Source organism: Sorangium sp. So ce281 (assembly GCF_051527395.1).
In the GTDB taxonomy this organism is placed as follows: domain Bacteria; phylum Myxococcota_A; class Polyangia; order Polyangiales; family Polyangiaceae; genus Sorangium; species Sorangium cellulosum_B.
Genome location: NZ_CP150322.1, coordinates 1498871 through 1522905 on the forward strand (window position 1 = coordinate 1498871; position 24035 = coordinate 1522905).

A 24035-nucleotide genomic window follows, 5' to 3' on the forward strand; every position below is an offset into this window, starting at 1 on the left:
GCCGGCGTCGCCGTCAGGGCGACGCGTCCCTGTCCTCCACCGGCGGCGCGCCTGCGTCGATCGCGCTGCGATCGAGCCGCATGCTCACGTCGAGCGTGACCGTCTGCCCCTCGGAGACGGTGATCGTGCGCTTCTCCTCGGGCGCGTTCGGGTGCCGGAACGTGACGTAGTGCCGCCCGGCCTGGAGCGGGATCGCCCGCGCCATCGGCGTCACGTCGATGAGCTCCCCATCGATGACGACCTCCGCCCACGGCCTGGCGAGGACCTTCAGGTAGCCGCGCTCCTCCGAGCGCCCGCCGGGCTGCTGGACCTCGGCGCTGGGCGGCTCCGCGGCGTCGTGCTGGCGGAGGCCGAGCTCGATGAGCGCGCCGCCCGCGACGACCAGCGCGAAGACGCCGACGAGCCGCGCCACGTCGGGCGCGAGCGACGGCGCGCTGCGATGCTCGGCCGCGGGGCGCGCGGAGGGCGCCTGCGCGGGCGGCGGCTCGTCGCCGCCGAGCTTGGCCGCCGCGAGGGCCCTCGCGATGAGCGCGCGCGGCTGCGGATGGCCGCGCTCCGCGAGCTCCTCGGCCAGGGCGTCCGCGACGGCGCGGCCGCTCTCGTAGCGCTGCTCCGGTTCTTTCTCGAGGCACCGGAGCACCACGCGCTCCAGGCCGCGCGACACGTCGGGCACGAGCCCCCGCAGCGGCTGCGGCGGCGCGTTGCGGATCCGGTGCGCGACGGCCCTGCCCTCGGCCCACCGGTCCTCGTCGCGCTCGCGCGGCGCGCCGGGCGCGCGGCTCGACGCGCGGCTCGACGTAGGATTGGCATCCTCCGGCCCCGCCTTCGGCTCGTCGAACGGGCGCACGCCGGTGAGCATCTCGAACAGCACCACGCCGAGCGCGAACACGTCCGCCTGAGGCCCGGGCTCCGCCCCGAGGATCTGCTCCGGCGCCATGTAGTCGGGCCGCGCGAACGTGTCGCTGCCCTCGAACGGCTCTGGCACCGAGGGGAGCCGGCCGTCGGACGCCGCCGCGAACTCCAGGATCTTCACCCCGCCCGCGGGCGTGACGATGACGCGCTCGGGGCGCAGCTCGCGGTGCACGACGCCCCGCTCGTGCGCGTGCCCGAGGCCGCGCGCGATCTCCAGCGCGATGGCCGCCGCGGCGCCCTCGTCGAGGCGGCCAGCGCGCGCGCACAGGGCCGCGAGCGTCGGCCCCGAGAGCGGCTCCAGCACGAGCCATATCCGGTCCTCGTCGCGCTGGAAGTCGTGGATGTCGATGATGTTGGGGTGCCGGATGCGCGCGAGGATCTTCGCCTCGCGCTCGAGGCCGGCCGCGAACGCGCTCGCGGCCGACACCGTGGGCTTGAGCGTCTTGATCAGCGCCGCCCGGCCGAGCCCCGCGTGCTCGGCCCGGTACGTCACGGTGAGCGCCCGCGACGAGACGGCCTCGCGCAGGATGTACGGGCCGAGCTGCCTCTGGTCGGCGCCCACTTACCGCTGTCGGACGCGGAGCGTGCGCCCCGTCATCGCCGCAGGCTGCGGGAGGCCGAGGATCTCGAGCATCGTCGGCGCCACGTCGCAGATGCGGCCGCCGGACCGGAGCACGATGCCGGGGTCGTTCTTGTTCAGGTAGTAGAGCGGCACCGGGTTGAGCGTGTGGGCGGTGTGCGGGTTGCCGTGCTCGTCCTTCATCAGCTCGCAGTTGCCGTGGTCCGCGGTGATTATCAGCGCGCCGCCGGCCTCGCGCACGGCGTCCCCGATGGCGCCGAGCCCCTTGTCGACCGCCTCGTTGGCGTGGATGGCGGCCTCGAGGATGCCGGTGTGCCCGACCATGTCCGGGTTCGCGAAGTTCACCAGGATGAAGTCGTACTTGCCGCTCTTGATCGCGGCCACGACCTCGTTCGCGACGCCCGCCGCGCTCATCTCCGGCTTCTTGTCGTAGGTGGCGACGTCGCGCGGCGAGGGCACGAGCTTCCTGTCCTCGCCAGGGAACGTCTCCTCGCGGCCGCCGTTGAAGAAGTACGTGACGTGCGCGTACTTCTCGGTCTCCGCGCACCGGAGCTGCGTGAGCCCGGCGCGGGCGATCACCTCGGGGAACGACTCGGTCACCTCGTCCTTCGGGAACGCGACCGGCAGCTTCAGCGCCGCGTCGTACTCGGTCATGCCGCTGTAACAGTTCTCCTGGAAGGCGAAGACCGGCTTGCCGCGGTCCGAGAGGAGCTCCAGCACCTCGGGCGGCAGGTTCCGCCGCGTGAGCATCGCCGAGATCTCGCGCATGCGGTCGGGCCTGAAGTTGACGGAGAGGCCGACCTCCTCACCCTGCCACTCCCAGCGGGGCTCCTGCGAGGCGAAGTCGGCCACGAAGTCGCCCTTGATGCCGTTATAGTCGCCGATGCGGACGGGCTCGACGAACTCGTCCGTCTTGCCGGCCGCGTACGACTGCTGGATCGCGTCGAACGCCGTGTCGGCCCGCGGCGCGTCGCCGCGCACGATCGCGGTGTAGGCCTTCATGACGCGGTCCCAGCGCTTGTCGCGGTCCATGGCGTAGTACCGGCCCGAGATGGTGCCGATGACGCCGATGCCCTGGAGCGCCTCCTCGATCTTCTCGACGTAGCCCCACGCGCTCTTCGGCGGCGTGTCGCGGCCGTCGAGGAACGCGTGCAGGACGAGGGGCACCTCGTGGAACTTCGCGAGCTTGATCAGCGCGAGGAAGTGGTCGAGCGACGAGTGGACGCCGCCGTCGGAGACGAGCCCGAAGAGGTGCACCCGGCACTTGCGGTCCTGCGCGATCCGGAACGTCCGGTCGATGATCTCGTTCGAGCCGAGCTTGTTCTCGGCGATCGCGACATCGATGCGCGAGATGTCCATCAGCGCGATCCTCCCCGCGCCGAAGTTCAGGTGGCCGACCTCGCTGTTGCCCATCTGCCCCACCGGGAGCCCGACGTCCGGGCCGCTCGTCCCGATCAGCGTCTTCTCGGAGTCGCGCTTGATCGCGTCGAGGTTCGGCATCGCCGCGAGGGCGATCGCGTTCTGGTCCTTTTCTTCGCGCTCGCCGAATCCATCGAGGATGCAGAGGACGAGCGGACGGGGGCGTTGCGTGGGGGAGGGGGCTGCTTCGCTCATGGCGGCGGAATCTACAACGAACCCGCGGCGATCGGAGGGGGGCTGCTCACGGATTTTCGCCGGGCGAGCCGCCGCGCGCGGCGTGCATGCTAACATCCGACCATGTCCGATTGCGCCCGTCGCGCCACGTACCAGGATGTGCTTGACACGCCGCCGAACCAGGTGGCGGAGGTCCTGAACGGCGTCCTCCACGCGACGCCGCGGCCCTCCGTGTCTTCCCGCAACGTGACGTCGGTGCTCGCGGGCGAGCTGTACCTGCCGTTTCGTCGGGGCATCAAGGGGCCTGGCCGGTGGGCGCTGCTGGTCGAGCCCGAGCTGCACCTCGGCACCGATCCGGACATCGTGATCCCTGACATCGCCGCGTGGCGCCGCGACCGGATGCCGCAGATCCCGATGCGGAACGCGGCGATCTTCCTCGCGCCCGACTGGGTGTGCGAGGTGATCTCGCCGTCCACCGAGGCGCTCGATCGCCGCGACAAGATGGAAATCTACGCGCGCGAGCTCGTGGCGCACTACTGGCTGATCGACCCGCGGCTCCGGCTCCTGGAGGTCTACCGCAGCGACGGTGGGCGGTTCGCGCGCGTGGGCGTGTGGGAGGGTGACGTCACCGTGCGCGCGACGCCGTTCGACGCCGTGGAGATCGAGCTCGGCGTGCTTTGGCAGGAGTAGCGCAGGAATAGCGCAGGAATAGCGCAGGATCTGCCGTCGCCGGCCGGCGTCGAGCCGCGCCCTCGGGGGCCCGAGCGGCGCGCGCCGAGCAAGGTGCGTGAGCTCCGCTTTGTCGTGATTGTCACCCCGAGATCGCGGAAGCGACGACCGTCCGCCGGATGCAGCCGGGGCGTGCGGCTTGCATGGGTGTTGAGGACGCTCGGCCATGCTCGGCGCTCGTCATGAGCAGCCTTCACACGGGGGGATGAACATGAAGCGCATCAACATCATCGGCATGCTGGCCGCGCCGCTCGCATGCCTCGGGGCAGCGCAGCTCGCCTCGGCCGCACCCACGACGCCCGTCGAGGAGCTCGTCCTCGTGGCGGAGACACGAGCTCCCGTCGCCGCGGATGCAGCCGACGCTCGTCCTGCACGCCAGCGGCCCTGGTACGCGTCCTGGTATGGTCATTGGTACAGGCCCTGGCACGGGTACTGGCATGGTCACTGGCATGGTCACTGGCACGGTCACTGGCACGGTCACTGGCATGGTCACTGGCACGGTCACTGGCATGGTCATTGGCATGGTCTCTGGTACGGGCATTGGCGGTGACATGACCGGCGGCGGTCCGATGGGGGCCTCGCCCCCTCGGCCGGCGGACGCCCGAGGGGGGGCAGGGCGGATCGCTGAGGGCGCCGGCGCCGCGGCAGGAGAGCGGGACGGGCGGCTCTCTCCCCGTCTCGCTCTCGTCGGTCAGGTTCGCGGGCGCTCGCAGGCGGGCACACCCGGAGAGAGCAGCATGGAGGGAAAGCGGAACAGCCGGAGTCACGCCGCAGCCCTGGTCGCCGTCGTGGGCCATCTAGGCCTCGTCGTCATGGGGGCTCTCCAGATCCATCCCGAGGGAGACGGTTGGCTGGCGCGGGCGCTCGCGGTTCACGGCGCGCTCTCCGGGGCCGAGAGCGGTTATGCCTTCTTCGCGGACAGCATCACCCCGCTGCCCAGGGCCAGCTTTCACGTCTCGGGTGCCGGCGGCGCGACCTTCATCGACGCCCTCGAGTCGGGCGCAAGCCGCGAGACGGAGATCCGGATACTGAACCTCATCACGCCTTTCTTGAACGTGGAGGATCCGGCGATCCAGCGCTCGATCGCTGCCTCGTGGGCGGGCAAGGTGCTGGCGAGGCACGCCGCGGCCGAGGGCGTCCTCGTCCGACTGGAGACGTGCGATCTGCCGTCGATGCGGGAGTACCGGGAGGGGAAGCGGTCCAGCTGGAACCTGCAGTACGAGGCGAAGTTCGTGATCCGCTCGAAGCTCCGGACCTCGCGAGAGGCGAGCGGGGGCGCGCGGTGAAGGACCCTTCGATCGGCCTCCGCGGGGCGGCCGCAGGCCGCGAGCCCGCGCGCGTCCTCCGCGCGATCGAGCGCTTCGCGCTGGCGCCGGCCTCGGCGGCGCCGCTCGCGGCCCTCCGCATCGGGCTCGCGGCCGTGCTCTTGCTTCAAGCGGCGCTCGTCGCGCCCGCGCTCTTCGAGCTCTACGGCCGGTCCGGGATCCTCCAGGGGCCTCTGCGCGACGTGTTCGCGAGGGCCGATCTGCCGCGCATCGGCTGGGCGGTGGAGCTCCTCGCCCCGCTCGGGATCGGGGAGGATCCGGTCATCCTGGGCACGGGGGTGATCTACGTGGTGGCCCTCGCCGCGCTCCTGGCCGGTTGGTGCACGAGGGCCGCGGCCTTCCTGGCGTGGCTCACCCACCTGATGCTGGTGGCGACGGCGAGCTCCACCGTCTATGGCGCGGACAGCTTCGCCACCATCTTTCTCTTCTATCTCCTCTGGATGCCCTCGGAGGCCGCCTTCTCCATGGATCGCCGGCTCGGGCGCGCGCGGGGCGGGCCCACGCCGGCAGCCCGGCTCGGGTTGCGCGTGGCGCAGCTGCACCTCTCGTTCGCTTACCTCGTCAGCGGGCTGGGAAAAGCAGCGGGCGAGTCATGGTGGGACGGCGAGGCGATCTGGCGTTCGGTCATGTTGCCGGAATACCGGCAGTTCGACCTCTCGTGGCTCGCCGGCGCCCCCTGGCTCGCGGCGGTCGCCGGGTGGACGGTGCTGCTCGTGGAGATCGGTTATGGCTTCCTGATCTGGCCGCGCCGCACCCGGCTGCCCTGGGTCGTCGCCACCGTGGCGCTGCACGCCGGGATCGCCTTGTTCATGGGGCTCCTCGTGTTCGGCGCCCTCATGGCGGTGCTCACCATCGCCGCGTTCGCGGTGCCGAGCGAGCCCCCCGGGCCTGCGGCTCCGGCTGGCGCGGCGCCGGGGTGATCCTCGCGTCCCCCCTTCTGGCGAACGGCGCCCCCGGGTAAGCTGTCGCAGGTTCGATCATGTCGCGCACGGCCATCCCGACCTGGTGCTTCGCCGTGGTGCTGGTGAGGCACCGGAACCGGTTCCTCCTCGTGCACGAGCGCAAGCACGACCAGCTCTGGTATCTGCCGGCGGGCCGCGTCGAGCCCGGGGAGACGTTCGCGGACGCGGCGCGGCGCGAGGCGCTCGAGGAGACCGGCGTCCCGGTGGAGCTGGAGGGCATCCTGCGCATCGAGCACAGCCCGGGCCCCTGGCAGGCGCGCTTCCGGGTGATCTTCCTCGCGCGCCCCCGGGACGCCACGCCCCCGAAGAGCCAGCCGGACGAGCACTCGCTCGAGGCGCGCTGGGTCACGCTGGACGAGCTCGCGGCCTTGCCGCTGCGCGGCCCCGACGTGGAGCTCTATTGCCGCGACGTGCTGGCCGGAGCGCAGGTCTTCCCGCTGTCGCTGCTCGGGGCCGAGGGGGAGCCGCTCCTCGTGAGCGGCCGCTGAGGCGGCGCCCCCCGCGCCGTGGCGATCCCGCTGGCCGCGCGGCTGCTCGCGTCTACAGCTTCAGCTTCATCCCCTCGTGGCTCGCCACGAAGCCGAGCCGCTCGTAGAAGCGGTGCGCGCGCCGCCGCGCCTTGTTCGAGGTGAGCTGCACCCGGAAGCACCCCCGCCGCCGCGCCTCGTCGATGGCCCATCGCATCATCGCCTCGCCGATCCCGCGGCCTCGCAGGCTCGGGTCCACGATGACGTTCTCGATCTGCGCCACCCGTGCGCCGCGGCTCGCCACGTACTGGATGATGGTCAGGTGGAACGCGCCGGCGACGCGCCCCTCGACCTCCGCGACGAGCAGCGCGTTGTTCGGATCTTCCGCGATGGCGGCGAGCGCCTCGCGGTAGCGCGGATCGAGCGGCGGGCCGGGGTGGTCCGTCTTCGCGTTGCCCTCGTCCGGGATCGAGAAGAGATGGACGATCGCCGGCAGATCTGCCTCGGCGGCGCGGCGGATGGCGGTTACGAGCTGCGGCTGGCTCATGCACGCATCCTGGCACAACACACGGCGGTCCCGCACGGAATCACGCGATCACGGAATCACGGCAGGAGCCGGGTAGCGAGGCAGAGGGGCAGAGAAACAGACGAGCAGAATAATAGAGATGCCGAGAAGCAGCGGCGCAGGGAGCGGGAAGCGTGAATGAAAAGAACCGCGGGAGTTCTCCCTTTTCAGGCCCGCACGATTCGCCTTCATGCCCGCGTGTGATCTAGACACAAGCGATCAAGCCGTGCAGAGTCGACGCACCATCATGTCGACCCGGAGGACCGTGTAGATGCGCGTAGTCAACACAGCCGACATCCTCGCGTTCGAGTCTCTCAAGGCGGATGAGCGCACCCTGCTGGGGCTGTTCAAGGAACTCCGGAAACACTCGGAGCTCTCGGCTTACCTGCCCGAAGTCTGCCGCCTGTCCTTGAGATGGGTGCGCCTCCTCGAAGGTCAGCCGCTCAGGCCTCGTGCGCTCCTCGGCAAAGGCATGATCGTCGTCACCGAAGGCTCGGGCGAGGTCATCGGGGGCTCGCCCCGCAGCGTCCAGGCGGGAGATGTCGTGATGGTCCCCCCCGGCGGGCTGCAGGGGCTCGTGGGCGGCGCTCCGGACGGGCTCTCCGCGATATCCATCCATCTCGAGGAGCTCGACGAAAGCGAGCCTCGCTGGGACACGCCGTGCCTGTGCGCGGCGCTCGGGCGGGGGGACAGCGCGGACGAGGCGTCCCCGGATCGCGCCGTGTCCCCCGTGGATGCCCTCGTCGAGGAGAACGAGGTCCACGCGCGGGAGTTCGCGGGCAGCCCCTTGATGCGGCTCATCCGGTCCGAGCGCGCCCTCCGGGACGACGTGAAGCGGCGGATGCTCGGCGCGCTCCAGATCTGGTCGAACGCGTTCCAGAAGGTCCTGTGCGCCAGGGTCGTCTTCGAGTCGCACCCCGGGGCCATCGCGATCGCCGAGCGCCACCTCGCCGACGAGGTCGGGCACAACCGGAGGCTCTCCAGGATGCACGACCCGCGGAGCTCGCCGTCCTGGGACCGCGGCATCGCCGCGGCGTCGTCCTGGTTCATCGAGCGGATGGGCTCGGCGTCCACCGAGGAGCGGACGGTCCTCGTCCACTTCGTCATCGAGCGCTGCGCCGACGTCCTCCTCACGGCGGCCCAGCAGGTCTTCCCCGACTCGGACTACTTCGCGACGCACGCCGAGGTGGACGCCGAGCACTTCAAGCTCGGGTACAGCCTTCTGAAGGGCTTCCCCGGCCTGGATCTCGGCCCGCTGCGGGGTGCGCTCACCGAGGGCTGGCAGATGATGAACCTGATCTGCCAGCGCATCAGCGACATCGCTGCGGGGGACGGCGACGCGGCCGCCGAGGTGCCGGCGGGCGGCGCGAGCCCCGGCGAGCTCGCCCGCGAGCCCCGGCGCGAGCTGACGGCCGTGCTGGATGGCCTCTGCGGCGGTGTGATGTGAACCGCTGAAGCGCCGAGGGAGAGGGAGAGCCCCTCGCCCTCTCCTCTCCCTCCCGCTCCTGGCGCGCGTGCTCTTCGTACCGCGCGGCGCGCCGCGCGACCGGCGCTAGCTCGAGGCCTTCACCACGTCGGTGATGCCCTGCACGCTCTTCGCGCTCTTCGCGAGCATCTCCTTCTCTTCTGCGGTCAGCGGCAGCTCGACGATCTTCTCGATGCCCTTGCCGCCGAGGATGACCGGCACGCCCATGAAGATGTCCTTGTAGCCGTACTCGCCGTCCAGGTAGGCCGCGACGGGGAGCAGCCGCTTCTGGTCGAGCAGGTAGCTCTCGGCCATCGCGACGGCGCTCGAGGCGGGCGCGTAGTAGGCGCTCGTCCCCATGAGCTGGACGATCTCGCCGCCGCCCTTGCGCGTCCTCGCGATGAGCGCGTCGAGCTTCTCCTTGCTGATGAGCTCGGTCGCGCGCACGCCGTTGATCGTGCACGCCGACGGGATGGGCACCATGTCATCGCCGTGGCCGCCGAGGACCATCGCGCGCACGTCCTTCACGGACACGTTCGCCTCGCGCGCCAGGAACAGCTGGAAGCGCGCGCTGTCGAGCACGCCCGCCATGCCGAGCACGCGCTCGCGCGGGAAGCCGGTGCGGCGCTTGAACTCGTAGACCATCGCGTCGATCGGGTTCGAGATGACGATCACCAGCGCGTTCGGGCAGTGCTCCTTCGCGCCGTCCGCCACGCTGCGGATGATCGGCAGGTTCGTCGCGACCAGGTCGTCACGGCTCTGGCCCGGCTTGCGCGGGATGCCGGCCGTGACGATGAGGACGTCGGCCCCCGCACAGTCCGCCCAGCTCGAGGTGCCCTTGATCGAGGCGTCGTAGCCCAGCACGGCGCCGTTCTGCTCGAGGTCGAGCGCCTTGCCTTTCGCGAAGTCCGTCTTCTGGGGGATGTCGAACAGCACGACGTCCCCGAGCTCCTTGCGCGCGATGAGGGCCGCGAGCTCCCCGCCGATGTTGCCAGCGCCGATGAGGGCGATCTTTCTTCGGTTTGCCATGGGCGGCCCTATTACCACCCCCCCGGCCGGAGACCAACGGGGCTCCAGGCGAGCGCGGGGGAGGGAACTCGGCCGGCGCCTTCGAAACCTGTCGACTCGGCCCGCGAGCCCGGGTAAGCCGCGCCCCATGGTCACCGAGGACGATCTGCGCACCGCGCTCGGCAGGGTGCTCGAGCGCACCTCGCTCGCGGGCCCCTTCGCCCGCTATGAGGGCAAGGTGCGGGACTGCTACACGACGCCGGACGGCCGCCGCCTGCTCGTCGTCACCGACCGCATCAGCGCCTTCGATCGCGTGCTCGGCACGCTGCCGCTGAAGGGCCAGGTGCTGAACCGGCTGTCCGCCTTCTGGTTCGAGCGCACGCGGAGCGTCGCCCCGAACCACATGATCTCCCAGCCCGACCCGAACGTCCTCGAGGCGATCGAGTGTGTGCCCCTGCCGGTCGAGATGGTGGTGCGCGCCTACGTGACGGGCGTGACCTCGACCAGCATCTGGACGCACTACGCGCGCGGCGAGCGCGTCTTCTGCGGCCACCGGCTCCCCGAGGGCCTCCGCAAGAACGAGCGCCTGCCGCGGCCCATCCTGACGCCGAGCACCAAGGCGCCGAAGGGCGGGCACGACCTCTCCGCCTCGCGCGAGGAGATCCTCGCCCTCGGCACGATCGCGCCGCGCGACTTCGACGCCGCCGCCGAGATGGCCCTCGCGCTCTTCGAGCACGGCGCCCGCGCGTGCGCGGAGCAGGGGCTCATCCTCGTCGACACCAAGTACGAGTTCGGCAAGGACCGGGACGGGAACATCGTCGTCATCGACGAGATCCACACCCCCGACTCGTCCCGCTTCTGGTTCGCCTCGTCCTACGGCGAGCGCTTCGCGGCCGGCGAGGACCCGGAGTCGTTCGACAAGGAGTACGTGCGCCGCTGGCTCGCCGCGCGCGGCTTCCAGGGCGACGGGCCGATCCCCTCGATCCCGGACGAGGTCCGGATCGAGGCGTCCCGCCGCTACATCGAGGCGTTCGAGCGGATCACCGGGGCGGCGTTCGTCCCCGACCTCGAGGACCCGGCGGTGCGCATCCCGCGCAACCTGGGGGTGTGAGGCGGGCGCGGCCGCGCCCCCATGAATCGTCGCGGGGCGCAGGTGCGCACCGCCATCGCGTCGCGCGAAGAGCGCGTGGAGCAAAGCCAGTGAAAGCCGTCGTCAACGTCCGACTGAAGAAAGAGGTCCTCGATCCGCAGGGCGACGCCGTGAAGCGCGCCCTCACCTCGCTCGGGTTCCCCGGCGTGAAGGGCGTGCGCGTGGGCAAGCTCATCGAGATAGAGCTCGACCCCTCGCTCGGCAGCGCGCCCGACCTCGAGCAGCGGCTGAAGAAGATGGCGGACGAGATGCTCGCCAACACCGTCATCGAGGACTACGAGGTCACGATCGCGCCGTAGCCCTCGCCCCGCGGGGCCGGCGGCTCAGGCCTCGGGCGCGACGAGCTTCTTCGCCCAGAGGATGGCGTCCTTGCGGGCGCGGCCGACGACGAGGTGCCGCGCCAGCACGGCCGAGCGGCGGAAGCCGTTCGCGAGGAGGGCGGCGCACAGCTCCTGGTCGTCCGCGGGGGCGAAGGTGAACGTGCTCACGGCCTTCTCCTCGACGAGGCGCTCGCACAGCGCGCCGATGGCGGCCGTCGTGGCGAGCCGCTCCGCCTCGTGGCGCGGCGGGCACAGGATCTCCAGGAACGAGTTGCCGAAGCACGACTGCATCTCCCACGCGGCGTGCAGCGTGAAGCCGCCCCGCGCGGACAGCACGTAACCCGTCCGCACCGCGTCGCGCCCGAACGGCTCGAAGCCGGTCAGCGCCCGCCCCGCCCGCTGCGCGGCCGCGACCGCGCGCCGCAGCTCGACGCCGCTCGCGGGCGCGATCTTGATCGCGGGCAGCGGCCGCCCCTCGGCCTCCCGGAGCAGCCGCCTCGCGCGGGCGATCGTGCGCTCCGCGAGCAGGACCCCCGGAGAGGCCGCGACGTCGTCTCCCTCGCCGCCCTCCTCGCCGTCGCCGCTCGTGCGCAGCCGCGACGTCATCTCGGACACGACCGCCCCGAGGATCCAGGCGTCGCTGCGCTTGTAGAAGCCGGGGATCGACCCCTCCCGCGTGAACCCGAGACGGGTCCACGTCGGCACCTCGTCGCGCTCGACCAGCGTGAAGATCTTCTCGACCCCCTCGCGCTTGGCGGTCGACAGGACGAAGCTCCGCTTGGACGGCGTAGGTCCCGCGCGGAAGTCGACGATGCGGAGCGTCCGGTGCCGTCGATTGACCAGGAGACAGAGCGAGACGGAGTCGTTCCGGAACAGGAGCTCGTCGACACCGCTGCTCGCCGTCGACGACAAGTTTGTCGCTGCCATACCCCCTCGCGCGCGGCGCAGACGTGACGCCTCGGATCAGATGTTCATTGCAGAATTGAAAATTGCAGATCTGCAATGCCCCGTAGCAGCCGAGGCCCACAGCGTCAACGATGTCGGCGGGAGCGCTGTGAGGAGGGGCTCAGGGGGTCGCGGCGAGCCGGCTCGCGTCGGTCGCCTTGACCCCGAGGGCCACGAGCGCCTCCTGGAGCCGGGAGCGCTGGAGGGAGATGCGGGTCGGCATCCCTCCGGAGATCTTGAACGTCTCGAGGAAGTTCACCCCGCTGTCGAACCGGGCGGCGAAGGTGATGCTGTCGTTGTCGACGACGACGGAGATGGGCGCGCGCTCCTGCCCGATGAGGAGGAGCAGGGTCTTGTCGTAGGCCCCGCCCCGCTGGGAGGCGTCGACGAGGACGAGGCCCGGCTCGACGCGCTCGTAGCGGAGCGCGATCCGGCGGGTCTCGGCTTCCATGGTGGCGAGCTCGGCGCCGGCCTGGTCGATGGGAGTCCAGAGCGACGGGTCGGAGAGGCCTGACGCGAGGTGCCGGACGATGAGGCCGAAGAGGGCCTGATCGCGGGGGCGGGCGCGGAGCGCGCGGTCCATGCGGGTGGCGGCCGGGCCCGGGACGCCGATGCGGGTGTCGATGGCGCGGGCGTCGTCGTCGCAGCCGGGGTAGGGCTCGACGCCGCCGCGCATCCACTTCGCGCCGCTGGCGAGGCCGTCGAAGTCGACGTGGCAGACGAGGGTGTCCACGCGCCCGACGCGGGCGACGAGCTCCGGCGTGATCATCTCGGGGCAGGCGCCGTGCTCGGCCTTGGTCGACAGGACGAAGCGGGGGTCGCCGGCGAAGCGCGCGTGGTGGGCGCTGTCGTGGTGGTCGACCCAGGCGGCGAGCCGCGGCCCGAGGTCCTGGATGAAGGGCAGCGTGACCGTCTCGAAGCTCTTGCCCCCCGCCTCCGAGGCGAAGGCGATGTCGAGAACGGCGACGTTGCCGCGCAGATCGCGGGCGCGTGGGAGCTTGCGAGGGGAGGCGAAGGCGAGATCGAATCCGTGCATGGCGTGGCTTCCCGGGGAGGTAGGTACCGTCCAGCCGGGCGACCCGGCGCGTGCCGCGTCGGGCGCCCTGCTCCATACACCCGAAACGGTCGAAGCGCTGCGGTGGAGGACCTTTCTCGGGCGAGGCCTGAATGATCCGCTAGGATGATCCGACCAACGGCAGGGGCGGCTCGGCGTGCCGGGCGGCCCTGCAGTGCGCCGCCGCGCAGAGCAGGCCGGCGGTTCCAGGGAGACTCGACAGGAGCGACCGCGCTCGGGCTCGCCGCGCGAGCGGGGCTGCCGGCCTGTGTCGGAGGAAGTGGATGAGAAGCAACGTTCTGGGACTCGGTCTTCTGGCTCTTGGGGGGGTGCTCTGCGCGGGGCTCCCGGGCACGCCGGCCGTCTCCGAGGCGAAGGCAGAGCCCGCCCAGGTGGTGGTGTCGGCCGCGCAGGTGACGGGGGCGGTCGCGCAGGCGACCGCGACGATCGGACAGGCGGTGTCGGGGCCGGCGTGCAAGCTGAAGGGGACGGCGCCGGTGCCCAAGGGCGCCCGGCTGCATGACGCGCCGAGCGGCGGCAGGACGGTCGCGGGCTTCACCGGCGCGCTGGTCCCGATGACGCTGAGCGCGATCCCGGCGGATCCGGCGGCGGGCCGCGCGCGGCTGAGCACGTCGGACAGCTCGCCTGCGCTGCGGATCGACGGCTACATCGCGCCCTCGGACGTCTCGGTGTTCACGACGCGCGACATCCCGGTCATCGCCGGGCACGTCTGGATCTCGAGCGCGCAGAAGGTGAAGCTCGTCGCGGCCACCGGCGACTCGCTGCGCGCGGAGCTCTCGATCTCCGGGTCCGAAAGGCAGACGGCGAAGGCCTCGGCCCCGTGCGACGCCTTCGCGCTGCAGCGCGGCGTCTCCACGAAGATGGAGATCCCCGGCAGCGCCCGCGGGTACCTGATGAAGACGTCGACGATCGAGCTCTTCGATCGTCCGGACGGCGACGTGATCTTCACGCTGCGGATGCTGGAGGGGACGGCCCAGCTCTTCTGGAGCACCGAGGCGAAGTCCGGCTTCGTCCACCTGATGTCGCGGGGCGACCTCACGATCGACGCCTGGGGACGCCTCAAGGATCTCGAGCCGCTGAAGAAGGGCGAGATGATGGACCAGTACATCCCGCCGACGACCGCGGTGGCCGGCGCGCAGCTGGCGCTCGACAAGGCGCCGCCGATCGTGAAGGCGACGAGGGCGATCCCGGTGCGCGCGCGGCGCGACGAGAAGGAGAAGCCGATCGGCGAGATCGAGGCCGGCGCGGAGATCTACCTGCTCGAGACGGTGGCGGGCTGGACCAACGTGCTCCCGAAGGCGCTCGGGATGACGCCGCCGGATGAGGGCGGCTTCTGGATCCCCGCCTCGGAGACGCCGAAGTAGCGAGGGCGCGCGGGCCCGCCGGGCGCGGCGGGCCCACCAGGACGACGCGCCGCAGCGCCGCTCCGGGGGGAGCGGCGCTGTGCTCGAGGCGTCAACTCTCGATCAACTCTCGAGCGGTCTCGCCGCGCCGGGCGATTAGGATGGCGCGCATGTCCAGATCGCCGTTTCGTTTCCGGCGGCCTCGCCTTGGCGCCGCGGCCGGGGTGATCGCAGCCTCCGCGGCCGTGGGTGGCAGCGCCGCCGCGCAGGCCGCGCCCGTGGTGCTCCCTCAGGCGGCGGGCCAGCAGGCGCTCGCTGTCCGCATCGATCCGGGCGGGGTCACTGCCCGCGCCTGTCCATTTGCGGGGGCGTGCGCGCCCGACGGCGGCAAGGTCCTCGCCGTGCCGTCCGAGGTGGCGCCGCTGCTCGGCGGCGCGCGCGTCGTGCCGGTCACCCTGGCGGACGGCAAGCGCCTCGCCAAGATCGAGGCGCCGGCGGCGGGAAAGCCGGCGGGCGCCGGCGCGGCGGAAGGCGCGAGCGGCAGCTGGGTGATGCTGCTCGCGGCGCCGCTCGCGGGGAAGGGGACGGAGCCGCTCGTGCTCTGGAGCGGCTGGACCGGCGTCGCGACCGGGGAGCACGGCGAGGGGCGGAGCGACGCCGTGGTCGTGGAGCCGCTCGGCAGCGGCAGCCGTGTGCTCGTCGGGCAGCTGCGAGACGACGTGACCCTCTGCGGGCGGCCGGCGCTGGTCGGCGCGAGCGAGGTCGATCCCCGGACCATGACGCTCCTGAAGGGGGCCAGCTTCCAGAACCTCTCGGCGGAGGAGCGGCGCGCCGCAGGCAAGGTGGTCGCCGAGCGCCGCGACGCCGACGCGGCGGCGGCCGCCTTCCGGCTGCTGCGCCCGACCGCCGCGTCGAGCGCGGTCGGCAAGCGCTTCGCGGAGATCGCCGACGGCGACCCGAGGACCGCGTGGTCCGAGGGCAAGGCGGGCGCGGGCCGGGGCGAGTTCGTGTCGTTCTCGTCGGCGGACGAGGTCGGGATCACGGGCCTCGGTCTGCGCATCAAGCCGCCCGACGGCGTCGACGGCGGCGCCGCGCCGCGCACGCTCTTCGTGGCGACGCCCGACCGGCTCTTCCAGGTGAGCCTGCCCGAGGACGCGTGGCTCAAGGAGTCGGCCGGCTACGAGGTGAAGCTCCCCGAGGAGATCAAGGCCTCGTGCATCGCCGTCGTGCTCGACGACGCGTACGCGCCGGCGGGGGCCGGGGGGGGCCGCGGCGCGCCCGCGGCGCCGGAGGTGCGGGTCACGATCGCCGAGGTCACGGCGCGCACGGCGTTCGACGGGCAGGGCCCGGCGGCGCTCGTGGGCGCCCTCGCGGGCGGCGGCGAGCGATCCAGGGCGGCGGCGGCGCTGCTCGCGCGCGGCGGACCGGAGGCGGTCGAGGCGGCGATCGCCGGCTATGACAGGCTCGACCCCGCGGGCAGGCAGCTCGCCCGGGGCGTGATCGACACGGCGCCCTGCGCGGGGCAGATCCCGTTCCTCACCGCGCGGCTGGCGTCCGGCGCGGCGTCGGCGGCGCAGCCCGCGCCCGGCGCGGCATCCGCGGGGCGCGCGTCCGGGCCGGCACCGGCCGCGCCGGGGCGCGCCGCTCGCGCCGCGCCGCACGAGCCCGATCCGGAGCTCCACCACGCGCGCGATCGCATCCGCCGTTGCGGGCGCGCGGCCGCGCCGGCGCTCGCGGAGATCGTGAGGGCCGGCGCGGCCGCGGCCAGGGTGGCGGCGGCCCGGGAGCTCGCGCTCGTCGCGCCGGCCGAGGCGATCCCGGCGCTGCTCGACGCCCTCGCCGGGGCGCGCGGCGCGCCGCGGAGGGAGCTCCGGGCCGCGCTCGCGCTGGCGGCGCGGAGCGAGCGGGCCGCTTCCGCGGTCGAGGAAGAGGTGCAGGTCGAGCGGCTCCGCGCCCGGCCGGAGGACGCGCAGCTCGATCTGCTGCGCGCGCTCGGGCCGGCGCTCGGGCGGGTGAAGGGCGGCGGGGCGGCGTTCCAGGCGCTCGCTTCGGCGGGTAGCGCGCCCTTCGAGCGGCGTTACCTGCTGCAAGCGCCGGCCGCGGCGCTCGCGCGCGCGGGCGAGGCGCCGGCGGCGGCGTACCTCCGGGCGTCGCTCCGGAAGGACGCGGACGCGCACGTGCGCCTCCGCGCGGCCGAGGTCGCGGCGGACGTGCCGTCGCTCGCGCAGGACCTGCTCGCGGCGGCCTCCGATCCGGACGCGCGCGTGCGCGAGGCGGCGATCGTGGCGCTCGCGCGCGCGGCCTCTGCCGGCGCAAAGCTGCCCGCCGGCGCGGCCGAGGCGCTCGCGGCGCGGCTCACCTCGGACCCGTGGACGTTCATCCGGGGCGGCGCTGCGCTCGCGATCGGCGCGATGCCGGCGACGCCGGCGGGCGACCGGGCGCTCGTCGGGGCGCTCGCCGACAGCTCGCCCGAGGTGCGCCGGCACGCGCTCGACGGCCTCGGCGCGCACCGCGCGACCGCGCACATCGAGGCCGTGCGCGACCGGGCGGAGGACAAGGAGGAGGACCTCGAGGTGCGCGCGCGGGCCATCCTCGCGCTCGGGGCGATGTGCGACGCGAGCTCGGTCGACCTGTGGACGCGGCTCGCGCTCCGGGCGAAGGCGCCGATCGGCGAGCACGATCAGCGGCTCGGCTCGGCGGCGCTCGCGGCGCTCGGGTCGGTGCACCCGGCGGATCTGCCCGCGCGCCTCAGGCCGCTGCTCGACAAGGACACGCCGCACGGCCTGCGCGAGGCGGCGAGGGCAGCGCTCTCCGCGGCGCCGCAGTGCCGCCGCCGCTGACCGAGAATTGAAGGCCGGCAGGGGGTCGGCAGGCCGCCTGCGATGCCCCTCGCTCTCCGCTCTCTCCTTCGTTGGCCAACGAAACGCATGCTCAGCCTTCACAAGCTGGTTCGGGACGCGCTTCTGGACGACGCCACGCACTCCCCGACCCTGCGAGCTCGCCTCGAGCGGGACGGGGCGCGCGCCTTTCGCTACTTCGACCGGATCCTGCGCAGCCGTGAAGCCTACGCCAGGGTCGGTCTCGATCTCATCGAGTTCTCTTCGCTGCTCCCCTTCGATATCTCCAGTCTGTCGACTCCGCTCCTGGTTTGTCTCGCCATGCAGCGCGACGGCTACCTGCGCCAGCGCGCTGTCTCTGCGCTCGCCGTCCGAGTGGAATCCATCTCGCTGGCTGGCGTCGCGAACCGGATCGTCGACCCCGTTCCCCAGGTCGCTGAACAGGCGCGCGATGCCTGGGCCTCTCTGCTGGCAACCTCGAGCGTCCAGCACCTGGTCTGGTGCCTCCCGCTCGTCGACATGGTCATCAAGACGCCACGCGGCGCGCGCTCCAGTGTTCTGCAAGACGTCGATGGCTTCATGTCCCGCTTCCCGGACACGGCCGTCGCCGAGCTCGATCTCGCGACCCGTTCGCCAGACCAATACTTGCGCCTGAGCGCGTTCACCCACCTCGCTCGCTTGTTCCCGAACGAGCTCACCCCGCGCCTCGCTCAAGCCCTCGAAGACGCGAGCCCTCCCGTCCGACGATGGGCAGGACGGACCGCGCTCTCCGTCGTTCCACAACATGAGCTGGAACCTCTTCTTCGGCTGCTCGCGGACAATCGCAGCCCGTCGCTCCGACTCCTGGCATTGCGTGAGTATCGTCGGCGCGCAGACGCTGATCGCATCGAGGCCGCGTGCCTCGACGGCAACGCCAATGTGCGCTTCTACGCTCGGCGCTACCTCCGCAAGCTCCACAGGAGCGTCGACCACCGCGACCGCGCGCTCTCGATTCTCACGAGCTCCTCCGGCCAGACCGCGCAGCTCATCGGCGCCCTCGCGGTACTGTCAGAGTTCGGCCGCGAACAGGATCGACCTCTCATCGAGACGTTCGTGAAGGACAAACGCGCGAGGGTCGCCGCCGAAGCAGCTCGCACGCTTCGACTCCTGGGATAGCCCCTTCCGACGATGGCTGTTCCATCGTGAGGGCGTCAGCGCTCACCTCACGACGCGTCCTGCCCGCCGCGGCAGCACCGCGCGCGCGCGCGCGAGCCACTCGCCGAGCGACGTGGCGTCCGGGGGGACGGCGTCGAGGTCGGCGTCCTCCGCCACGCGCACCATGGCGGCGCCGTCGCCGGGCATCATGCCCTTCGCGGCGAGCATCGCCTGCGCCCTGAGGGGCGACATCTCCTCGGTCGCCTTCTCGCCGAGCAGCGCGAGGATCCAGCCTCCGAGCGCCGGCGCTGCCACGCCGCCGATCACGTCGGGCGGCGAGGACAGCGCCGACGAGACGCGCCGGATGCCCTCCGCGATCGCCTCGCGGCGCGCCGGATCGCGGTCGATGTCGCGGGCGAACGCGAGGATCTCGCACCCCGCCTCCTGCGCGTCGAGCGCCGCGCCCAGCACGTGGTGCGTGTCCTCGTGGGCCGCGCCGCGCGCCTGGTACTTCCGGATGCTCTTCCACTCGCGGGCGCCGCCGACGACCCATCCGCTCGGCTGGACGCGGGAGAGCAGCGTGAAGAGCACGCCGGGGTGCTTGTCCGACTGGAAGGCGGGCGCCCCGGCGCGGCTGCCCAGCTCGCTCTCGCCCTCGCCGACGAGGAAGACCCGGATCCGATCGGGCGCCTTCATCACGGCCGCGGCCCTCCCCCGAGGAGCGGCGCCTCGTCCCCGCCGTTGGCGTAGCTCAGCCAGAGCTCCCCCAGCGCGTACACCCTCGCCCGATCCTCGAAGCCCGGCGTGTCCAGGATGCGCGTGGCCCTCATCCCCCGCTCGCCCGCGCGGGTGACGACCGTGACCTCCTCCGGCTGCAGCTCGTTCACCACGAGCGGGCTGTGCGTCGCGAGGAGGACCTGGGTCTTCTCGGAGACGAGGCGCAGCGCGCGCATCACGTCGGCGATGCGCGCGGGGTGCAGCCCGTGCTCGGGCTCCTCGACGAGGAGCAGGGGCGTCGGATCGAGGTGCGGCAGCGCCGCGAAGGCGAGGTAGTACAGCATGCCCTCGCTCATCAGCGACGCCGGCACCACGGCGCCGCCCTCGAGCTTCACGCCGATGGCCTTCGTCGTGGAGCTCGGGTTGGCGAGGTGGAGGCTCTTCACGCTGGGGAACAGGCGGGTGAGCTCCTCGTTCAGATCGACGTACGCCGACAGGTCGCGGCTGATGACGGCGTCGTAGACAGCCGGCAGGCCCGTGCCGCGCTCGTCGGAGAAGCAGAGCGGGTGCCCGTCGGGGATGAGCGGGTGCGGGGCCCTCAGCGCGTCGGGATCGAGGCGGAGCATCTGGGCCCCGCGCAGCGCCTGGACGATGTCCAGCGCAGGGCGCTCCGGGCTGGGCGCGCCGCCCGCGTCGTCCCCGTCTGCGTCGTCGAGCAGGGAAGGGGGCTCGAGATCCCTGGGGAACGACATGGACCGGACTCGCCCCCCGGCGTCGAGCTCCACACGCCACGTCGTGCTCGCCGCCGACACCTCGAACACGGCGCCGTCCGGGGCCTTGCTCGCGGGGCCGGCGCGCCCGAGCGTGTCCTGCGACGGCGCCCCGAGCGCCCGCTCGAGGACGGAGGAGAGCGCGCGGAGCGCCCGCAGCACCGTGCTCTTGCCGCTGTCGTTGGGCCCGATGAGCGCATGCAGCGGCGTCAGCTGCAGGGTCGCGTCCTGCACGCAGCCGTAGCCCTGGATGCGGAGCTGCTCGACGTAGGGTCGGTCCATCGAGATCGACGCCAGCATAGCCGCTCGCCCGGTAGCAAGGAACTTGGCCCGCCCTCGCCAGCCCCTCTACGCAGCGGTCATGCGCCGCTTCCCGTCGATCGCGCTCGCCGCCCTCGTCGCGCTCGCCGTCCCCGTGGCGAGCGGCCTCGGCGAGCGGCACGCCAGCGCCAGCGTCGCCTATGAGTCGCCTTACACCTTCGAGCAGACCTTCGGCACGGCGCTGCGCCTCGTGCGCGTCGATCTCGGCTTCAAGCTCGTCGAGAAGGACGTCTCCAACGGCTACCTGCTCTTCGAGTACCGGAGCCCGGAGAGCGGCGGCCGGGTGACGCAGGGGGCGATCGAGGTCGTGGACGGCCGCGCCGGGGTTCACGTCGCCGTGCAGCTCCCGGCGATGCCGCAGTACCACGAGCAGGTGCTCCTCGACGGGCTCGTGAAGAAGCTCACCGCCGAGCACGGCGACCCGCCGAAGAAGGCGCCCGCGGGCGGGGGCGCACCTCCCCCTGACGCGGGCGCGTCTTCGCCTGATTCGCCCGACGCGGGCGCGCCCTAGCCGCGCCGCACGTACTCGAAGTCGACGGGCTTGCCCTTGAGCCCCTTCGCCGGCGCCGCGATCCAGTTCGCCATCTGCTTCGGATCGAACACCGGCTTCTCCATCAGGCTCTGCACGTAGGCCTCGTCGCTCGCGGTCGGCAGCCACGCGTCGCGCCGGCGCTCCCACGCCTCCTTCGAGAGCGGGTTGCCGTCGACGTCGAAGTGGAGCCCCGCGTAGATCCCCGAGCTCCGGTGGAAGCGCCGGCTCGGCAGGCTCAGCCTGAACGACACGCCGGACGCCTCGATCACCCGGTTCATCTTGTCGATCCCGCGCTGCGAGTCGGCCACGTACTCGTCGCGCAGCACCTCGTTCATCGCGTTCCTGAGCGGCACCTCCTCGCGCCGCCAGCCGGTCACCGCGCCGCCCCCGGCGGCGGGCACGTGCGGCACGTGCGGAACGTCGATTACGTACACGCCGTCGAGCGCCCGGTGGTCGTCGTACGACGCCTCCTTCGCGCGGCCCTTCACGCTCGAGGCGAAGAACGACGCCGCGTTCGACGAGATCTCCCCGCCGAAGAGGTCGAGCGACAGCGAGTACCAGAGGTTCAGGTACTTCTGCATCGTCGGCAGATCGATGCCGCCCTCGGCGCGCGCGTCCTCGTTCGCGTTGCGCTTCATCAGCTCGCACGTGCGCTCGACGATGCGGAGCAGGCCCGTCTCGCCGACGAACATGTGGTGCGCCTCCTCGGTCAGCATGAACCGCGTCGTGCGCGACAGCGGATCGAAGCCGCTCTCCGCCAGCGCGAGCAGCTGGTACTTGCCGTCGCGATCCGTGAAGTAGGTGAACATGAAGAACGAGAGCCAGTTCGTGCACGGCTCGTTGAAGGCGCCCAGGATCCGCGGCTTGTCCGGGTCGCCGCTGCGCCGCTCCAGGAGCGCCTCCGCCTCCTCCCGGCCGTCGCGGCCGAAGTGGCTGTGCAGGAGGTACACCATCGCCCAGAGGTGCCGCCCCTCCTCGACGTTCACCTGGAACAGGTTCCGCAGGTCGTAGACGCTCGGGCAGCTCTGGCCGAGCAGCCGCTGCTGCTCCACGCTCGCGGGCTCCGTGTCTCCCTGCGTCACCACCAGCCGCCGCAGCATGTTCCGGAGCTCCCCCGGCACCTCTTGCCACGCCGGCTCGCCCAGGTGGTCGCCGAAGCCGATCGCCCGGTCCGCCACCCGATCCGCGAGGAAGATGCCCCAGCGGTACTCCGGCATCTTCACGTAGTCGAAATGCGCCCACCCCTCGTGATCGACGCTGATCGCCGTGCGCAGGTAGATGTCGTCCGCCTGGAAGCCCTCGGGCCCCGTCTCCCGCCACCAGTCCAGGAACTTCGGCTGCCACGCCTCGAGGGCGCGCTGCAGCTTCCTGTCCGACGCGAGGTCGACGTTGTTCGGGATCCTCTCCGAGTTGACGACCGCGCTCATGTCCGCCTCCAGTCGAATTCGGGGCGCTCCGGCCGCCCGTACACCGTCAGCGCGCCCCGCTGGCCCACCGCGTTGGGGCGCTGGAAGATCCAGTTCTGCCAGGCCGACAGCCGCGAAAAGATCTTCGTCTCCATCGTCTCCGGCCCGCAGAAGCGCAGGCTCGCCTCCATCCCGGTGAGCGCGTCGGGCGACAGGCTCACCCGCTCCTCGATCGCGAGCCGCACCTCGTCGTCCCAGTCCATCGCGTCCGGCGCGAAGGTGCAGAGGCCCTCCTCCAGCGCCTCCTCGGCGGACAGGAGGCCCGTCTTCTCCTTCAGCGCGGCCACGCGCTCCGGCGCGCCGAGGAAGCGCGCCGCGAGCCGCGTCAGGCCGTTCGACATGACGAGCGGACCGAAGTTCAGCGAGCTCAGCGCAATGGACGCGGGCGACGCGGGCGACGCGGGCGCCCCTGCCCGCCCCTCGTCCCGTCCGCCGTCCAGCATGTAGGAGCGGTCCGCCGCGAGGGCGAGCTCGAACAGGCTCCCCGCGAAGCAGGAGCCCGGCTCGATCAGCGCGAACACGCTGCGCGCCGTGAGGTCGAGCCGCTTGAGCACGCGCCGCATGTGGAGCAGCACCTCCCTCACGAACCAGTCGTCGCGGCTCGCCCACAGCGCCTCGTCCGCGGCCCGCACCGCGGCGGGAGAGCCGGACGTCCGCAGGAGCACGAGGCCCACCGTCGGGTGGTTGAAGCGGAGGTCGAGCAGCGCGTCGTCCAGCTCGCGGAACGCGCGGAGCGCCCACAGGTCCGCCCCCGCCCGGCGCATCCCGGCGGCGTCGGTCGGCGTCTCGCGCACCTCGCGCGCCTCGCGCACCTCGCGCACCTCGGGCCCTTCGCCGTCCGGCCCGAGCACGCGGATCTCCGCGGTCCTCGCGGCGCGGTCCACCTTCATCGACACGTGGCGGTAGTCGCAGGTCGATACGTCGCCCGCCGTGGCGCGCCGCGGCTCGAGCGGCGAGAGCCTCACCCCGGGCCCCGCCCTGTCCGGCGTCGCCGCCGCGAGCTCGGCCGCGCGCTGGGCCACCGCCTGATCGAAGCGGCTCTTCGGGATCGAGCGATCGACGAGGCCCCACTGCTCCGCGCGCTTGCCGCGCACCCCCTCGGCCAGCGTCGAGAACACGTCCGCGAGGTCGCGCCGCACCTTGCGCTTGTCCACGAGCCGCGTGAGCCCCCCGGTCCCCGGGAGCACGGCGAGCAGCGGCGTCTCCGGGAACGAGACGGCGCTGCTCCCGTCGTCGGCGAGGAAGATCTCCTCGCACGCGAGCGCGAGCTCGTAGCCGCCGCCCGAGGCGACGCCGTTCAGCGCCGCGAGGTAGCGCTGCCCGCTCTCGGAGCACGCCTCCTCGAGCGCGAGGCGCGTCTCGTTCGTGAACTTGCAGAAGTTGACCTTGAACGCGTGCGTCGACGACCCGAGCATGTAGATGTTCGCGCCGGCGCAGAAGATCCGCGGCTGCGCGCTCGTCACGACGACCGCCTTCACCTCGGGGTGCTCGAAGCGCAGCCGCTGCACGATGTCGGCGAGCTCGATGTCGACCGCGATGTCGTAGCTGTTGAGCTTCAGCTGGTAGCCGGGCCGCGCCGCCGCGTCCTCGTCGACGTCCATCGCCACGCGCGCGATCGCCCCCTCGAACGAGAGCTTCCAGTGCCTGTAACGGCCTGGCTCCGTCTCGAAGCGGAGGGGCGCGTCCTCGCCGGACGCGCCGTCTTCCCGGGCCCTGGTCTGCGGCGCCGGCGCCGCGGAAGGAGGAGAGGTGGTCGCTTCCATACCCGACGAGCCCACCACCGCGGCGGGGTTCAGTCAAGCAGTATAGTTCTTGCTGG

Annotated in this window: 22 protein-coding genes; 12 read left to right on the forward strand and 10 right to left on the reverse strand. The window is 72.3% G+C overall.

Going from position 1 to position 24035, the window contains the following annotated elements; genetic code table 11:
* Positions 1–13 precede the first annotated feature (13 nt).
* The gene (locus WMF27_RS05565; protein ID WP_437761288.1) at positions 14–1474 is read right to left on the reverse strand and encodes a serine/threonine protein kinase; all 1461 of its coding nucleotides are present in this window, start codon (positions 1472–1474) and stop codon (positions 14–16) included.
* A complete protein-coding gene (gene gpmI, locus WMF27_RS05570) occupies positions 1475–3106 on the reverse strand; it encodes a 2,3-bisphosphoglycerate-independent phosphoglycerate mutase (protein WP_437761287.1) in 1632 nt (543 codons plus the stop codon).
* Positions 3107–3208: 102 nt separating this feature from the next.
* On the opposite strand from gpmI, the gene WMF27_RS05575 reads away from it, so the two are divergent.
* The 5 genes from WMF27_RS05575 to WMF27_RS05595 all read left to right on the forward strand — a co-directional run bounded on the left by WMF27_RS05575 (position 3209) and on the right by WMF27_RS05595 (position 6589).
* Positions 3209–3775: a Uma2 family endonuclease gene (locus WMF27_RS05575; protein ID WP_437761286.1), complete on the forward strand. Its 567-nt coding sequence runs from the start codon at positions 3209–3211 to the stop codon at positions 3773–3775.
* Positions 3776–4025: 250 nt separating this feature from the next.
* On the forward strand, positions 4026–4364 hold the full coding sequence (locus tag WMF27_RS05580; protein WP_437761285.1) for a hypothetical protein: 339 nt from the start codon (positions 4026–4028) through the stop codon (positions 4362–4364).
* 187 nt (positions 4365–4551) lie between these two features.
* Positions 4552–5100: a hypothetical protein gene (locus WMF27_RS05585; protein ID WP_437761284.1), complete on the forward strand. Its 549-nt coding sequence runs from the start codon at positions 4552–4554 to the stop codon at positions 5098–5100.
* Positions 5097–6059 (forward strand): HTTM domain-containing protein, encoded by a 963-nt coding sequence (locus WMF27_RS05590; RefSeq protein ID WP_437761283.1) that lies wholly within the window; start codon positions 5097–5099, stop codon positions 6057–6059. The genes WMF27_RS05585 and WMF27_RS05590 overlap by 4 nt, the downstream gene beginning before the upstream one ends.
* 59 nt (positions 6060–6118) lie before the next feature.
* Entirely contained in the window at positions 6119–6589 is a 471-nt protein-coding gene (locus WMF27_RS05595; RefSeq protein WP_437761282.1) for an NUDIX domain-containing protein, read from the forward strand.
* Between the two features lie 52 nt (positions 6590–6641).
* Here WMF27_RS05595 and WMF27_RS05600 read toward each other — a convergent pair whose 3' ends face one another.
* A complete protein-coding gene (locus tag WMF27_RS05600) occupies positions 6642–7115 on the reverse strand; it encodes an N-acetyltransferase family protein (RefSeq protein WP_437761281.1) in 474 nt (157 codons plus the stop codon).
* A gap of 289 nt (positions 7116–7404) precedes the next feature.
* Here WMF27_RS05600 and WMF27_RS05605 point away from each other — a divergent pair, with 289 nt between their 5' ends.
* Positions 7405–8580 (forward strand): hypothetical protein, encoded by a 1176-nt coding sequence (locus tag WMF27_RS05605; RefSeq protein ID WP_437943916.1) that lies wholly within the window; start codon positions 7405–7407, stop codon positions 8578–8580.
* A gap of 105 nt (positions 8581–8685) precedes the next feature.
* On the opposite strand, the gene mdh is transcribed toward WMF27_RS05605, so the two are convergent.
* On the reverse strand, positions 8686–9627 hold the full coding sequence (gene mdh, locus WMF27_RS05610) for a malate dehydrogenase (RefSeq protein ID WP_012233684.1): 942 nt from the start codon (positions 9625–9627) through the stop codon (positions 8686–8688).
* A 127-nt stretch (positions 9628–9754) separates the two neighbouring features.
* Here mdh and WMF27_RS05615 point away from each other — a divergent pair, with 127 nt between their 5' ends.
* The gene (locus WMF27_RS05615; protein WP_437744547.1) at positions 9755–10717 is read left to right on the forward strand and encodes a phosphoribosylaminoimidazolesuccinocarboxamide synthase; all 963 of its coding nucleotides are present in this window, start codon (positions 9755–9757) and stop codon (positions 10715–10717) included.
* An 89-nt stretch (positions 10718–10806) separates the two neighbouring features.
* A complete protein-coding gene (gene purS, locus WMF27_RS05620) occupies positions 10807–11055 on the forward strand; it encodes a phosphoribosylformylglycinamidine synthase subunit PurS (protein ID WP_437532982.1) in 249 nt (82 codons plus the stop codon).
* Positions 11056–11079: 24 nt separating this feature from the next.
* Here the strand turns inward: purS and WMF27_RS05625 are convergent, their stop codons facing one another.
* On the reverse strand, positions 11080–12003 hold the full coding sequence (locus WMF27_RS05625; protein WP_437761279.1) for a hypothetical protein: 924 nt from the start codon (positions 12001–12003) through the stop codon (positions 11080–11082).
* 139 nt (positions 12004–12142) lie between these two features.
* Positions 12143–13057, reverse strand: coding sequence for a hypothetical protein (locus WMF27_RS05630; RefSeq protein WP_437761278.1), 915 nt, complete (start codon positions 13055–13057; stop codon positions 12143–12145).
* A gap of 302 nt (positions 13058–13359) precedes the next feature.
* Between WMF27_RS05630 and WMF27_RS05635 the strand changes: the two genes are divergently transcribed.
* From WMF27_RS05635 to WMF27_RS05645, 3 genes are all read left to right on the forward strand, one after another.
* Positions 13360–14460: a hypothetical protein gene (locus WMF27_RS05635; protein ID WP_437761277.1), complete on the forward strand. Its 1101-nt coding sequence runs from the start codon at positions 13360–13362 to the stop codon at positions 14458–14460.
* A gap of 149 nt (positions 14461–14609) precedes the next feature.
* A complete protein-coding gene (locus tag WMF27_RS05640) occupies positions 14610–17279 on the forward strand; it encodes a HEAT repeat domain-containing protein (RefSeq protein ID WP_437761276.1) in 2670 nt (889 codons plus the stop codon).
* Positions 17280–17366: 87 nt separating this feature from the next.
* Positions 17367–18431, forward strand: coding sequence for a hypothetical protein (locus WMF27_RS05645; protein WP_437761275.1), 1065 nt, complete (start codon positions 17367–17369; stop codon positions 18429–18431).
* Between the two features lie 42 nt (positions 18432–18473).
* On the opposite strand, the gene WMF27_RS05650 is transcribed toward WMF27_RS05645, so the two are convergent.
* On the reverse strand, positions 18474–19106 hold the full coding sequence (locus WMF27_RS05650) for a hypothetical protein (protein WP_437769897.1): 633 nt from the start codon (positions 19104–19106) through the stop codon (positions 18474–18476).
* Positions 19106–20179 carry an AAA family ATPase gene (locus WMF27_RS05655; protein WP_437761274.1) on the reverse strand — a complete coding sequence of 358 codons (1074 nt, stop codon included), beginning with the start codon at positions 20177–20179 and terminating at the stop codon, positions 19106–19108. The genes WMF27_RS05650 and WMF27_RS05655 overlap by 1 nt, the downstream gene beginning before the upstream one ends.
* Before the next feature lie 79 nt (positions 20180–20258).
* On the opposite strand from WMF27_RS05655, the gene WMF27_RS05660 reads away from it, so the two are divergent.
* Positions 20259–20729, forward strand: a complete 471-nt coding sequence (locus tag WMF27_RS05660) for a hypothetical protein (protein WP_437761273.1) — start codon at positions 20259–20261, stop codon at positions 20727–20729.
* Here the strand turns inward: WMF27_RS05660 and boxB are convergent.
* Positions 20726–22177, reverse strand: coding sequence for a benzoyl-CoA 2,3-epoxidase subunit BoxB (boxB, locus tag WMF27_RS05665; protein WP_437761272.1), 1452 nt, complete (start codon positions 22175–22177; stop codon positions 20726–20728). The two genes, WMF27_RS05660 and boxB, sit on opposite strands and share 4 nt — an antisense overlap.
* Positions 22174–23979, reverse strand: a complete 1806-nt coding sequence (gene boxC, locus WMF27_RS05670; RefSeq protein WP_437761271.1) for a 2,3-epoxybenzoyl-CoA dihydrolase — start codon at positions 23977–23979, stop codon at positions 22174–22176. The genes boxB and boxC overlap by 4 nt, the downstream gene beginning before the upstream one ends.
* Positions 23980–24035: the final 56 nt, after the last annotated feature.